Below are 14,193 nucleotides of genomic sequence, written 5' to 3'. Positions count from 1 at the left end.
TGAGGTCAGGCGATATTATTTCGTTTAGCAAACTCGTAAAGGCCGACCATATTTTGAATATCGAGCTTTTCCATTAATCGGCGTTTATAAGTGCTGACGGTTTTATCGCTGATCTTCATCCGTTGTGCCATTTCCACCACTTTCATGCCTTTGGATAAATACACCAGCACCTGCAATTCTTTACTGGAGAGATTAGCAATTTTATTTTTGTCTTCCTGAATATCATCCGGTAAACCCTGACGTCGGCGATTTAAAGGAAAGAAGCCATATCCGGCATTAATCGCGCGAATGGCGTCGTGCAATTCGGTCATGTTATTGCGTTTGCTAATAAAGCCATCGGCACCGGCGGTGGCGCTGCGCTTGATGTAGTGGTCAACGTCTTTGCCAGTCAGCACCAGAATGCCGCCGCTAAAGCCGTTGTGGCGCAGCCTTTGCACCAGATCGATGCCGTTGTAAGAGGGCATATCGATATCCACGATGATCAAATCCGGTGACAGTTTTTTGGTTAAGGCTAATGCTTCAAACCCGTCATCCGTTTCGCCCACCACATTCATGTTGTCCGTTTCAAGCAGCAGTCTTAATGCCATCCGAACGACGGGATGGTCATCAACGATGAGAACTTCCTTCATATAGCTGTCCTGTTTATTGCGGTGAATGGAATATTAATAAGGATTGGTTTTATTGGTTAGCGGATTTTAAGAGTAAAGTTTAAATGGCGCAAATAATTATTTTGTAAGGCTTTCCTGATGCAATAAATATCATGACCTGACGTATTATTTATATATTTACTATGGTTTTTACTCATTTTTATATTTATGCGATGAGTCGTTTAAAGTAAGCGAAGTCATTGGGCGTTGAGCTGATGATTTCGCTATGTAAGTAGTAAGAACATTATCGCTGTAGATAAAGGTTAAGTTGAGCAGGTAGTGATCTTAACGGGGCGAAACGAGGAATGAAGGTGTTTCGACGAAAAGGCGAAGTGTGACTTTGTTTAGATTGGGTTTAATTTTCACCTGAAGGTAAAGTGACTTATGTGGCCCTAAGAGTAACGTCATAAAATGTCACTGCACTGATAGTCATCACAGTAAGTAATCTTGCATAAATAAAGGGGTTTATGAAGTTAAACTTCTGATTTAATTGATTTAACTGGTGATTTTCACTGTGGGTTTTAATCGGAAAATAAAGCGTCATCACCTCTGCTTCCCAGATTGTGATTAATTCGATATTGAATGGTGATTAGCGATATTAATTAACGCTCTTTTCAACTAAAACATGACCCCGGTCATCTCGGTACAAATTAACAATATTAAACTGGGTTTTTGTTTTTATTCTCCTTTTTTCAGTTTATTGCCAACCGCACGGGGTGAAATATGACCGTTGTTCCTTTCCGTCCAGAGCCATCAGATTCATCTGATCGGCCCTTATATCAGCTCGAGAGTGCCAGGGCCTTTGCCCGCCTAAACAGTTCGCCCAGCGGATTGCAGAGCGAGGAGGCGCAGTCGCGTCTTGCGACCCATGGCCGCAATGTGCTGCCACAGAAAGCCGGGAAATCGATACTGATGCGTTTTCTGGCGCACTTTAAAGATGTGCTGATCTACATCCTGTTGGCGGCAGCGCTGATCACCGCGGTGATGGGCCATTGGGTGGATACCTTTGTCATTCTCGGCGTTGCTGTCATCAACGCACTGATTGGATTTATCCAGGAAAGTAACGCCGAGAAGTCATTGAAAAGCATTCAGAACATGCTCTCGAACGAAGCAATGGTATTGCGGGATGGACGGCAGATTGCTGTGCCGACCGAAGAGCTGGTGGTCGGTGACGTAGTGCTGCTGCGGCCCGGCGACAAGATCCCTGCCGATCTGCGTTTGTTCGACGTGCACAATTTACGGGTGGAAGAAGCCATCCTCACCGGGGAATCCACGGTGGTATCCAAGTTGAGCGACGCGCTGGAGGGTGAAAAGTCGCTGGGCGATCGGCTGAATCTGGCTTATTCCGGTACCACGGTGAGTTCTGGCACTGCCGCAGGTGTGGTGATCGCCACTGGCGGTGATACCGAGTTGGGGCACATCAACGCGATGATCTCCTCCATCGAAGAGGCTAAAACCCCACTGCTGGTGCAGATTGAAAAACTCGGCAAAGCGATTTTCTACATCATTCTGCTGATGATGGCCGCGCTGTTCGTGTTCGGTTTTCTGCTGCGCGACATCCCGCTGGCGGAACTGCTGCTGGCGGTGATCAGCCTGGCGGTTGCGGCGGTGCCAGAGGGGTTACCGGCGATCATCTCGATCATTCTCTCACTAGGCGTGCAGTCAATGGCGCGCAATCACGCCATCATTCGTAAGCTGCCGACGGTAGAAACCCTCGGTGCCATGTCAGTGATCTGCTCGGATAAGACCGGCACGCTGACCATGAACGAAATGACGGTGAAAGCGCTGGTGCTGGCGAACAGCCACTGGCGTATCAGTGGCAACAGCTACGAGCCGAAAGGGGAGTTTCAGCTGGAGAGCGGACAGCGCGATGAGGCACTGCTCAACGGCTTTTTACAGACGGTGAATATCTGCAACGAGAGCCAGTTGAGGCAGGATCAACAGGGCCATTGGGGGATTGTTGGTGGCCCCACCGAGGGCGCGCTCAAGGTGCTGGCGGCGAAAGCGGGTATCAATTCGGCAAGAGTGCAGGTGCTGAGCAAGCTGCCGTTTGATTCGGCCTACAAATATATGGCTGTGAGTTGCCTGATCGATGGCAATGCGTGCCTGTTGCTGACCGGCGCACCGGATGTGTTGCTCGCGCTGTGTCAGCAGCAGCAGGGCGCGCAGGGTGCCGAAGCGCTGGATCGCGACTACTGGAACGCCGCGATCACCACTTATGCCAGCGAAGGGCTGCGCACTGTGGCCGCGGCCTGGCGTTGGCTGCCGGAGGGGCAGCAGCAGATCGATCATGCCGATCTGCGTGAGGGCATGATGATGCTGGGTCTGGCGTGCATGATGGATCCGCCACGTCCCGAAGCGATTACCGCCATACGTGACTGCCAGCAGGCGGGGATTCGCGTCAAAATGATCACTGGCGATCACCCGGAAACGGCGATGGCCATCGGGCAAATGTTGGGGATCGGCAACAGTGACAGCGCCATCACCGGTTATCAGCTGGAGCACATGGATGATGCGGAACTGAGCAAAGCGGCGCGCGAGTACGATATTTTCGCGCGTACCAGCCCGGAACATAAGCTGCGTCTGGTGAAAGCGCTGGCGGAGAGCGGGGAGATCGTCGGCATGACCGGTGATGGCGTGAATGATGCGCCTGCGCTGAAACAGGCCAATGTCGGCATCGCCATGGGCATCAAAGGCACTGAAGTGACCAAAGAGTCGGCGGACATGATTCTGGCGGATGATAACTTCGCGACTATCGCGGCGGCGGTGAAAGAGGGGCGTCGTGTTTACGATAACCTGAAGAAAACTATCCTGTTTGTGATGCCGACCAACCTCGCGCAGGGGCTGTTGATCATCATCGCGATTCTGATGGGCAATCTATTGCCGCTGACACCGGTGCAGATTCTCTGGATGAATATGGCGACCTCGGCAACGCTCTCATTTGGACTGGCGTTTGAAGCCGCCGAGCGCAATATCATGCGTCGGCCGCCGCGTAATGTGCGCAGTCATGTGATGGACGGTTACGCCATTTGGCGAGTGGTTTTCGTCGGCCTGCTGATCTCGATTAGCGCCTTTGTGCTGGAAGCCTGGCTGCAGCCGCGCGGTTATTCGCCGGAGTTCATTCGTACCGTGCTGTTGCAGATGCTGGTCACTGCCCAGTGGGTGTATATGCTCAACTGCCGCAACAGCGATGGCTTCTCGCTGGATGCCGGTTTGCTTAAAAACCGCGGAATCTGGCTGGTGACGCTGGTGCTGGTGGCGTTGCAGGCGATGATTATCTATCTGCCACTGATGAACACGCTGTTTGGCACCGAGCCGCTGCCAATTAAATATTGGTTTATCTCGCTGGCGGCCAGCGCCGGGATTTTCGTGCTGGTGGAAATCGAGAAGCAGCTAACGCGCGGCTGGCGCGTCGCCCGATAGCTCACTCTGGCTGGCGCAGTGCCAGCCAGACTTTTTTCAGCAGGAAGGTGAGGGGGATCGCCAGTATCGCGCCGGTCATACCGAGCAGCGCTTGCCAGAACAGGAAGGCGAGCAGTTGCACGGTCAGGGTGAGATTGAGGCGCTTGCCGAGCATCAGCGGCTCCAGCACCGAACTGAGCAGCAGGTTTAGCACCACAAAGAATCCCACCATCATCAGGCTGGTTTGGGTATCGAACAGGATAAAGGTCTGGATCACTGGCGGAATCGCCGCCAGAAACGACCCGAGCACCGGAATATAGTTGAAGATAAACATCAGCACGCCCCATAAAAAGGCGAACTTCAACCCCAGCAGATGCGCAACGCCCCAGACAATCACGCCGCCCAGCAGGCCGGTCAACGTTTTCACTCGCGCATAGACAATCACACTCTGAATCCCTTCTTCCAGCGCGATAAACAGTGCGGAGTGCTGTTTGCTGGCGCGCAGCGTGCGTTTCAGCAGCGGCAGTTCAATCAGCATAAACAGCAGCATCAGGAACACCATCAGCCACCACGAAAGCAGGCCGGGGATTAAAGACAGTTGCGTCGTGACAAAGCGCACCACGGCACCGGCATCGACAAAATTCAGCATCTCATCGGCGGTAAGCACGATACCCATCTGGCTCAGGGAAAGCGTCAGGTATTGCAGTTTGGCTGCCACCAGATTGGGTGCTTGTCGGCTCAGTTTGATCAGATCCGGAGCGGAGGCGCTCAGTGACATGATGGTGATAACGATCAGCAGCAGCAGGATGGCAATCACCAGCAGAGAAGAGAGCGTACGCGGGATGCCGCGTCGTGCCAGACGGCTAATCAGCGGATCCAGCATCACAGCAAGAAATATCGCCAGCAGTACCTGGTTGATCAGTGGCGCGCCAAGTCGCAGCCCAAATAACACGAGGGTCAGACTCGCGAGCAGAATAAGCGTCTGCGCCAGCGGCGCGAAAGATTTTAACCAACCCTGGTACATCGATGCAGTTCTCCGGTAAACCGGCGGCTGCTGTGCGCAGCAACCGCCTGACAGGGAAACGCCTTACTCGCGCGATTTCCCCTCTTCAATCACTTCTTCGTCGATTTCCTCAACGTTTTCGCGGTTGTCGCGCCCGGAGAGCAGGTTCCAGCAGGCGATAAACAGCGCGGCAATCAACGGGCCGATAACAAAGCCATTAATACCATAGACTTCCATGCCGCCCAGCGTCGAGATCAGGATCAAGTAGTCAGGCATTTTGGTGTCTTTTCCGACCAGCAGCGGACGCAAAATGTTGTCCACCAGACCCACAATCACCACAAAGAAGCCGACCAGGAACAGGCCTTTCCACACCGCGCTGGTGGCGAAGAAGAAGATGGCGGCTGGCACCCAAACGATGGCAGAACCGACCGCCGGAATCAGCGACAGGAACGCCATCAATGCACCCCACAGCAAGCTGCCGTCAATGCCGGTGAACCAGAAGGCAAGACCGCCCAACACGCCCTGAACCACCGCGACCACCACCGTGCCTTTGACGGTAGCGCGTGAGACGGCGGCAAATTTCACCATCAGGTGATGCTTCACATAGGTAGAGAGCGGCAATGCTTCCAGTATCAGATTCACCAGCCATGGGCCATCCTTCAACAGGAAGAACAGCAGATACAGCATCACGCCGAAGCCAACCGTAAAGGTGAATGTCCCTTTACCGATCATGAACACGCTACCTGCCATGTATTGGCCGCCTTTGAGGGCAAACTCAGACAGTTTCTGCTGAATCTGGCCGGCATTGTTCAGGTTGTGCTCCGCGAGATAACTCTGCGCCCAGTTCGGTAAGTGCTGCATTAATTCGGCAAACACCGTCGGGAACTGTGACGAACTGTTCTGCAGTTTGGTGTACACAGTATTGACTTCAACTACCATCGACGAGGTGATAATCGCTAATGGCGTGAACACCATCAGGCAGATGATCGCCAGAGTGGCAAAGGCAGCGAGCCCGTTACGATCGCCCATTTTACGGCGCAGCAGCGACTTCAGCGGATGGAAGATCACCGCCAGAATGGCTGCCCAAAAAATGGCAGAAAAGTAAGGTGTCAGCACATCAAAAAAGGCGTAGGTGACTATCGCCAAAATCACAATAAAGAAGCCGAAGTTAAGTCCTTTAATACGCATTCAATAGTCTCGTTAGTAAACGTGGCGATTGAACTATAGAACGTGAAACGTGGAATGTAATGCTTTTAGGCCACGCGTGCGGACATCGGATGTCCCGATCTGTCCTGCTGATGTCTGTCAGCGGGCTGGCGCAAAGATTGAATCACGGTGATGATGATGAAAAATCTGACGGGAGATGAGCGATGCTGGAATTACGCCCCAACTGTGAATGCTGTGATAAAGACTTACCGCCAGACTCACCGGATGCGCGTATCTGCTCGTTCGAATGCACCTTTTGTGTCGGGTGCGTGGAAACGACGCTGAACTACCGTTGTCCGAACTGTGAGGGTGAGCTGGTGCGCCGTCCGGTGCGTCCGGCGGCGGCGTTGGCGCGCCATCCGGCTTCGACCACGCGTCATTTATCGGCTTCCCCGACGCGCTGAATCCACTGGCACCGTTGCGCCTCGCTCAGGTGTTTAATGCCGTACTGGCGCAGCAACGTGCGGGAGATGGGGACTTAGCGTAGCCGTTTTAACCAACCGCGATCCCCCTCAGGCTGGCACTGACTATTATTCTTTCCACGATTTCTTCCCGCGGAAATAAACAGTAGCGGTAACGTAATATTCTTACGCTGACAGCGAAGTTGAAATAAACATCCGATAATCGATATAGAACCTGAACTATATTTAGCGCGATATTAATCACGATTGTGAATTAATCGGGATGCGTCGCTATTTTCGCTAATTAATGCCTGGTGAATTGATGAATAACGCTGAAGTCTGGTGGGGGAAACGCTTTGTTGAAGCATTTTTAACGAAATGGCATTGATTTGGCAGTGTTTTATCGCCTGGTGGCTGTGGGGTTATCGCGGATGGTCGGTTCATTTCATTCAACTGCGCGAGCACGAAATTTATCAAACCGCTATTCTGGTCAGAGCACAGACCTTATTTGTACTTCAGAACCGTCGCACAGCAGATTATTTTTCTGCACCGTTTTATTTTTACGGTTTTTTCCGAAAAGCAGGGGTTTTTAAAAGAATTTTGCATTTTAAAATGGTATTGTTTATCCGCAATGCTAGTGATGTGGCGTTGTGTGCTTCAGTTTTACCCTCAATTTTAGGGTTTACCCGCTTTATGCAATTTATGGAAATAGCATTCTCCACCCGATCCTCGCGATCGGGTTTCTTTCCTCCCCGCTGTAGCATGAATCCGCTGACTTTAAGACCAGATAATGTCAGAAAAGACACAACCGTTAAGAAATCGCTAATTTGTAGTAATTTAATGTAAGTCTGCGGTTTTTAAGAGTTTTGGAAATCCTCTTTTGTTTTTAATTGATGAATAGTGTCTCTCGACGGCGCAGTAACTGCCGTTATCATTGGAGGCAACATCATGAAAAAAACAACATTAAGTCTTATTGCGTCACTTATTGCATGCAGCACACTGTTCTCTTCCGTTTCCTGGGCAGATGGCCCGGGCGACCAGCGCTGGCAGCAGCACGGCGGCGACCAGCATCAGGATCATGGACGTGGCCCTGACCATGGTGGCGATCGCGGCCCCGATCATGGCTACAACCATGGCCCGGACCGTGGCCCGGATCATCATGACCGTTATGCCGACCATCGTGGCCCAGATGGACACCATGACGGCGATCACTTCGCCTGGAACGGCCACGATTTCCGTCGCGGACACCCGATGCCGCCAGAATTCCGCGGCCCGCACTATCGCGTAGATGACTGGCGTGAACGCCGTCTGCCAGAGCCGCCGCGCGGTGAGTACTGGTCTTACGTTGACGGCAATTACGTCCTGATTGCTGCCGCCACTGGCGTGATCACCTCGCTGTTGCTGAACGGCGCATTTAACTAATCTCTCCCACGGATGACTACGGCCATCCGTGTTTCTCTCTGCTTTCTGCCTTCACCAGGTTATTCTCTATGCGACCCTTTTTTCCCTACAACGCGCTAAGGAGTCATGATGACCGTGGTAAAAATGGTGGCAGTAGACAAGGACGGCACCTTTCTCGACGATAAAAAGCAGTACAACCGGGCTCGTTTTCAGGCTTGTTATCAGGAAATGAAACGGCACGGCATCAAATTTGTGGTCGCCAGTGGCAACCAGTATTACCAACTCAAATCTTTCTTCCCCGATATCTCCAGCGAAATTGCCTTCGTCGCCGAAAACGGTGCATGGATCATCGATCGCGATGAAGAGCTGTTCTGCGGCGCGTTCAGCCGTGACGATATCGATGCGGTACTCGATACCCTGCACAACGGGCACTACCCGGAACTGCGTTATATCCTCTGCGGACGCGAAAGTGCCTACTACTTCGATGGTCTCGACGAGAGCTGGCTGGTGAAGATGCGCCACTACTGCCATCGTCTGAAGCCGATTCGCAGCCTCGATGAGGTCGCGGATGACAAACTCTTCAAGTTCGCCCTCAATCTTTCCGATGATTATGTTGAACCGTTAATGGCCGATATCGAACGCCTGCATCAGGGTTCGGCCGCAGCGACCTCCAGCGGCCACGGCTCAGTGGATCTGATTGTGCCTGGCAATCACAAAGGCCATGGGCTCGATCTGCTCGGCAAACGCTGGGGCATCGATCGTAGCGAGATTTTGGTGTTTGGCGATGGCGGTAACGATCTGGAGATGTTGCAGCAATCGGGCTTCAGCTTCGCCATGGCGAATGCCCCGCAAAAAGTGAAAGACGCCGCACGCTATGAAGCGCCCAGCAACAATGAAGAGGGTGTGCTGCAGGTGATCGAACAGATGCTGGCGGGCAAACCGCCGTTTGACCTCTGAGCGTCATCTGACACTCATTTTTGCGTTGCCTTATCGATGCGCTGAGCATACCCAGACGCGGCGAGATGAAGCCGCAAGACATGGCGCGGTAAAGTGGCGGGAGAGTCATGTGGTGCGGGCGTGCTTTGGCGCGCCCGCACCGTTTAAATCAACCGATGTTATGCAACGTGCCAGGCCGCAGTAATCATCTCGGTGAGGGTGGGGGCATCGTAACTGACCCAGCCGTTTTTACTGTTGGCGCGCGCGACAATCCAGTCAACGTCGGTGGCGCTCAAGGTCGGCCCATCCTGCCAGAACGGTACAATCGCATGCTGCTGCAACCAGGCTTTGAGCGCCAGCGCGGGCGGCGCCGGATCGTCCGGTAACAATGCTTGTCCCAACTGTGTCATCAAACGCTGCTGTTCAGCGTGTTCGGTTTCCGCCAGCACATCGAGGAATGGGAACAGCAAACGCCCACACACTTCTCCGTGATGGAAAGGTTTGATAGCGCCCAGTTCACCGGCAATCCCATGAATCACGCCCAATCCCGCACTGCTCAGGCATACGCCGCCCAGCCAGGAAGCCATCATCATCGCTTCTCGCGCTTCATCACCTTGCGCATCGTCACGATTCAGGTTTGGCCACGCCTGAAAGAACAGCCGCAGCCCATTCAGCGCCGTTTGTTGGGTAAACAGATTGCCTTTGCGCGACAGATACGCTTCAAACAGATGGGTAAAGGCATCAATGGCGCAGGTTGCCAGTACGCTATCTGGCGTGCCCTTGAGCAAATCGGCATCCAGAATGGCCACCTGTGGCACAAACACCGGATGGCGCAGCGACGCTTTCACCTGAATATGCTGCTGATCGGTCACCACGGCGTTTTGCGTCGCCTCACTGCCTGTTCCCGCTGTGGTGGGAATGGCGATCAGCGGCAGAGTGATTGCCTGAACTGGCGTATCGCCCACTTTCTCCAGGTAGCGTGCGGTGTTCAGCGGATGCTGCATCATGGCGCTGAAGGCTTTAGCGGCATCCAGCACGCTGCCGCCGCCGATCGCCACTACGCGATCCACATGACCGCGCCAGCGATTGACCCAGGCATCGATTTCATCAGGCGAGGCTTCATGGCTGACAATCTCATAGCCCAGAATCTGGTCATTGAGTGCCGCACCGAGTCTCTGCCAGGCGGGACCGTTAAGGAAAGATCGGCCACAAAACAGCAATGTCGGTTGGGGATGGGCAGCCAGCAGCGGCAATAATCGGTCAATGCTGCCACGTCCAAACAGGGTTTGTTGATTACTGTACAACTCGATCAGATTCTCACTCACCTGCAGATCCTTTTTTTGAAGGGCATAAAGACCTTAGTGTAACCAAAAGCGGTGACGCCCCCGCTGCAAACATTCTGATAACTGCCTGGCAAAAAGTTGATCACCTTCGCAAAACAGAAATTCCCCCCGCGCGGCTGATGCTTTGTGCGCAATGTTACCCTTAACATGATACCCGTAACATTGTGCGACAGACCGCGTGCCTCTCAGCGATGTCACCGAATCGACTGTCCTTTGGGATAAACAAAACAAACCGCTGCCGACATGCTGTCGTGCGCAAAAGTGGAGAAAAATTATGCCATTACTCTATGTGGCGATTGGCGTAGCCTTACTGCTGCTGTTAATGATTCGCTTCAAGCTGAACGGATTTATTGCGCTGATCCTGGTCGCGCTGGCGGTGGGTATGATGCAGGGCATGCCCGTCAACAAAGTGATTGGATCGATCAAAACCGGAGTGGGCGGCACGCTGGGTAGCCTGGCGCTGATCATGGGCTTCGGCGCGATGCTGGGGAAACTGCTGGCCGACTGCGGCGGTGCCCAGCGTATTGCCACCACGCTGATTGCTAAATTTGGTCAAAAACACATTCAGTGGGCGCTGGTCTTAACCGGATTCACGGTGGGCTTCGCCCTGTTCTATGAAGTGGGCTTTGTGTTGATGCTGCCGCTGGTGTTCAGCATCGCGGCGTCGGCGCGTGTGCCACTGTTGTACGTCGGTGTGCCGATGGCTGCGGCACTGTCGGTGACGCACGGTTTCCTGCCTCCGCATCCAGGCCCAACAGCGATTGCGACGCTGTTCAACGCCGATATGGGTAAAACGCTGCTGTATGGCACGCTGCTGGGTATTCCGACCGTGATTCTGGCGGGCCCGGTGTATGCGCGCTTCCTGAAAGGCATCGACAAACCGATCCCGGAAGGTTTGTGGAACCCAAAAACCTTTACCGAAGCAGAAATGCCGGGCTTTGGCGTCAGCGTCTGGACGGCGTTAGTGCCGGTAGTGCTGATGGCCTTGCGCGCCGTCGCGGAGATGGTGTTGCCGAAAGGGCATCTGTTGTTGCCGTATGCGGAGTTCTTTGGTGACCCGATTATGGCAACGCTGATTGCGGTACTGATCGCCATCTTCACCTTTGGTCTGAACCGTGGACGGAGTATGGATGAAGTGATGGGTACCATTACCGACTCGATCAAAATCATCGCCATGATGCTGTTGATCATTGGCGGCGGCGGGGCGTTCAAGCAGGTGCTGGTGGACAGCGGCGTCGATAAATACATCGCGAGTATGATGCACGAGACCAATGTATCGCCGATCTTTATGGCGTGGTCTATCGCGGCGGTGTTGCGTATCGCATTGGGTTCAGCCACCGTGGCGGCGATTACCGCCGGCGGGATCGTTACGCCACTGATTGCTACCAGCGGTGCCAGCCCGGAACTGATGGTGATTGCCGTGGGTTCCGGCAGCGTGATCTTCTCTCACGTCAACGATCCGGGCTTCTGGCTGTTCAAGGAATATTTCAACCTGACCATTGGCGAAACTATCCGCTCCTGGTCCGCGCTGGAAACCATTATTTCGGTGTGTGGTTTGGTCGGCTGTTTGCTGCTGGCTAACGTTATCTGACGGAATTCAGCTGAGGCGATGTGCCTCAGCATCTTCACTGCTGCGGTCTACTGCGCCAGCGCGCGGAAGGCCGCCAGCTCTTCATCGGGCATGCCCGCTTGTAATGCCGCTGCACAAATCTGTTCCCAGCTGTTGCTGTCGAGCGGAATACCCTCACGATCGCGTTCGGTACGATTCTGTTCTTCCCATTCACCCGGCACCTGAATCGGTGCATCGCCGCTTTGTGGCGAGCGTTTTACCCATTCGAGGAACGATTCTGCTTCTTCTTGCATCGCAGGGGCATCAAATGCTTCGGGGTTGACGATGATAGTGGTCATGCAGTTGAAGATGGCGTCATGGGTGCTGACCAGCGTGGCATCGTGCGTGGTGCGTCCGCCGGACAGCGCACCGCCAAGAATTTCGCACATCGTGGCCAGCGCATAACCTTTGTGCAGGCCAAACGGCATCAGCGAGCCATAAGGTGCCTGATGCATCACGCCGGGCTCGGTGGTGGGCTGCCCCTGATGATCGATCAGATAACCGGGTGCGACCTGTTGCCCTTTGTTCCATGCCACGCGCGTTTTGCCGTAGGCAATGCCGCTGGTGGCGAAATCGAGCAACAGCGGTTTGGCATTTTGGCGCGGGAAGATGGCACAGAAGGGGTTGGTGCCAAAACGACGGTCGCTGCCGTTAAAGGGCGCAACCATCGGATCGCCCATCACGTTGACGAAATGGAAAGAGACAAATCCCGCAGCTGCGCACTGTTCCGCCCAATGACCGATACGACCAATATGGTGGGAATGGTGTAAGCCGACCGCAGCGATGCCCAGCTTCGCTGCCCGCTCAATACCCAACTGCATCGCCTGATGTGCAGCCACCTGACCAAAGCCGTTATGGCCGTGCAGGGTGAGCACCGCACCGGCATCCTTTTCAATGGTGGTGTGCTGGTTCAGTTGCAGGAAGCCCTGCTTCAGTGAACTCATATAGCTCGGGATCATTCCCACGCCGTGGGAATCGTGACCGGCCAGATTGGCGGCCACCAGATGGTCAGCCACTAAACGTGACTCTTCGGCGCTGCTGCCGGCATGTAACCAAATGGCCTGAACAAATTGATGGAGCTGGGAAGGGGGAAGTCGGTAAAGGGTACTCACGCGGTCAATCTCCTTGTCATGTTCGATATTGCATCCTGCGCTTAAAACTATCATTACCGCAAGTGAGGGTTATCAAAAGCAAAGGGCCACAATCTGTGGCCCAAAAACTCAATGCGGCTGTTCAAAGCCCGCTTTTACCATCTGATCGCGCAACGCGCGGGTAATTTCACGGTTCCCACCCGTGACCGGATAAATGACATTGTTGACGACATCGTCAAGGTAATGCTCTTCAAACTCTTGCATGGTGAGTTGGGTGCCACCTTCATCATTAATGGCAATGCTGCCACTGATGTGGTTGCCGTAATCCTTTGCCTTCAGGCTGTAACGCCCCATGCTGGTATTAATCGTGCTCATATGATCTCCTTGTTACGTAGGCAGTGATAACAATTGAGGCCTGCTAGAGGCGCTGTAAGTTTAGACAGCACAGGCTGGCGGTGCGCAGCGCGAGCGGGGGATAAAATTGCGACATGCGACCCGTCTCGCAGAAATAAAACTGAAGGCAAGGCAACGCTCATCACGATGCGTGACAGTGCTCGCACTGCACAGCGAACACAGAATGATCATCTATACTGGATAAAAGGCGCGTTATTTTTCATCACTGAAGGAGCGAACAATGAAAATAATTCTGTGGATTATTGCCATCATTTTTATCGTGGGATTACTGACGATTACGGGTGTATTTAAACTGATTTTCTGACACGAACAGGCACCTGAGGTGCCTGAATTCGTTATTCTGCCCGGAACGCGGCAAATTCGCTAAAAGTTAGCATTGCCGGAATAAGGTCACGCCAGTCAATGGGTTTATCACAACCCGCGCAACACGCACCGTGGTGAGAGTTATTTCTCTCCTCTTCCACTTTTGGCAATGTGAAATAAAATTTAGCGCAGCCGCAGCGTCGACAGCGAATCGTCATTTCAATCTTCCTCCCTCTCCGTCCTGGAAAGATGAGATTTATCTTATTCGCCTGCAGAGTTCAATTCATAAATTTAATTAATTTATTTCTGATGTAAATGATCGGCGTTAAGTTGCTGAAAATTAAGTTATATAGTGGAGTGATTATCACGTATCAAGTGCACTTAATGTGCATTTTTCCTGACGACCGAGGTATTTCTTTCCACAGATAAACCACAAC

General features: G+C 53.2%; 11 protein-coding genes and 1 pseudogene. 6 read left to right on the top strand and 6 right to left on the bottom strand.

Translation table 11 applies throughout. From position 1 onward, the window contains the following. Nucleotides 1–5: 5 nt before the first annotated feature. Nucleotides 6–629, bottom strand: a complete 624-nt coding sequence (locus ACCW76_RS16985; protein WP_045816367.1) for a response regulator — start codon at nt 627–629, stop codon at nt 6–8. Nucleotides 630–1,370: 741 nt separating this feature from the next. On the opposite strand from ACCW76_RS16985, the gene ACCW76_RS16980 reads away from it, so the two are divergent. Then, nucleotides 1,371–4,070 carry a cation-transporting P-type ATPase gene (locus ACCW76_RS16980; protein ID WP_436339360.1) on the top strand — a complete coding sequence of 900 codons (2,700 nt, stop codon included), beginning with the start codon at nt 1,371–1,373 and terminating at the stop codon, nt 4,068–4,070. Nucleotide 4,071: 1 nt separating this feature from the next. Here the strand turns inward: ACCW76_RS16980 and ACCW76_RS16975 are convergent, their stop codons facing one another. Both ACCW76_RS16975 and ACCW76_RS16970 read right to left on the bottom strand, forming a co-directional pair. Then, on the bottom strand, nt 4,072–5,073 hold the full coding sequence (locus ACCW76_RS16975) for an AI-2E family transporter (RefSeq protein WP_436339359.1): 1,002 nt from the start codon (nt 5,071–5,073) through the stop codon (nt 4,072–4,074). Nucleotides 5,074–5,136: 63 nt separating this feature from the next. Continuing rightward, entirely contained in the window at nt 5,137–6,240 is a 1,104-nt protein-coding gene (locus tag ACCW76_RS16970) for an AI-2E family transporter (RefSeq protein ID WP_436339357.1), read from the bottom strand. Nucleotides 6,241–6,422: 182 nt separating this feature from the next. Here ACCW76_RS16970 and ACCW76_RS16965 point away from each other — a divergent pair, with 182 nt between their 5' ends. The 4 genes from ACCW76_RS16965 to ACCW76_RS16950 all read left to right on the top strand — a co-directional run bounded on the left by ACCW76_RS16965 (nt 6,423) and on the right by ACCW76_RS16950 (nt 9,017). Beyond that, on the top strand, nt 6,423–6,662 hold the full coding sequence (locus ACCW76_RS16965) for a DUF1272 domain-containing protein (RefSeq protein WP_436339355.1): 240 nt from the start codon (nt 6,423–6,425) through the stop codon (nt 6,660–6,662). 375 nt (nt 6,663–7,037) lie between these two features. After that, nucleotides 7,038–7,505, top strand: coding sequence for a hypothetical protein (locus tag ACCW76_RS16960; RefSeq protein ID WP_436339354.1), 468 nt, complete (start codon nt 7,038–7,040; stop codon nt 7,503–7,505). Between the two features lie 102 nt (nt 7,506–7,607). Next, complete coding sequence (locus tag ACCW76_RS16955) at nt 7,608–8,081, top strand: RcnB family protein (protein ID WP_038648374.1); 474 nt, start codon at nt 7,608–7,610, stop codon at nt 8,079–8,081. Between the two features lie 108 nt (nt 8,082–8,189). Further along, a complete protein-coding gene (locus ACCW76_RS16950; RefSeq protein ID WP_436339417.1) occupies nt 8,190–9,017 on the top strand; it encodes a Cof-type HAD-IIB family hydrolase in 828 nt (275 codons plus the stop codon). Between the two features lie 158 nt (nt 9,018–9,175). On the opposite strand, the pseudogene ACCW76_RS16945 reads toward ACCW76_RS16950, so the two are convergent. Next, nucleotides 9,176–10,488, bottom strand: a pseudogene (locus ACCW76_RS16945) (iron-containing alcohol dehydrogenase). Between the two features lie 125 nt (nt 10,489–10,613). On the opposite strand from ACCW76_RS16945, the gene gntT reads away from it, so the two are divergent. After that, the gene (gene gntT / locus ACCW76_RS16940; RefSeq protein ID WP_436339351.1) at nt 10,614–11,930 is read left to right on the top strand and encodes a gluconate transporter; all 1,317 of its coding nucleotides are present in this window, start codon (nt 10,614–10,616) and stop codon (nt 11,928–11,930) included. 47 nt (nt 11,931–11,977) lie between these two features. Here gntT and ACCW76_RS16935 read toward each other — a convergent pair whose 3' ends face one another. Both ACCW76_RS16935 and ACCW76_RS16930 read right to left on the bottom strand, forming a co-directional pair. Then, nucleotides 11,978–13,060, bottom strand: a complete 1,083-nt coding sequence (locus ACCW76_RS16935; protein ID WP_436339349.1) for a malate/lactate/ureidoglycolate dehydrogenase — start codon at nt 13,058–13,060, stop codon at nt 11,978–11,980. A 108-nt stretch (nt 13,061–13,168) separates the two neighbouring features. Next, nucleotides 13,169–13,414 (bottom strand): hypothetical protein, encoded by a 246-nt coding sequence (locus ACCW76_RS16930; RefSeq protein WP_008103719.1) that lies wholly within the window; start codon nt 13,412–13,414, stop codon nt 13,169–13,171. Nucleotides 13,415–14,193: the final 779 nt, after the last annotated feature.

The sequence above is a fragment of the Pantoea sp. C8B4 genome (assembly GCF_051336905.1).
Lineage (GTDB): Bacteria > Pseudomonadota > Gammaproteobacteria > Enterobacterales > Enterobacteriaceae > Pantoea > Pantoea rwandensis_B.
This window is presented reverse-complemented; position numbering and strand designations above follow the sequence as displayed.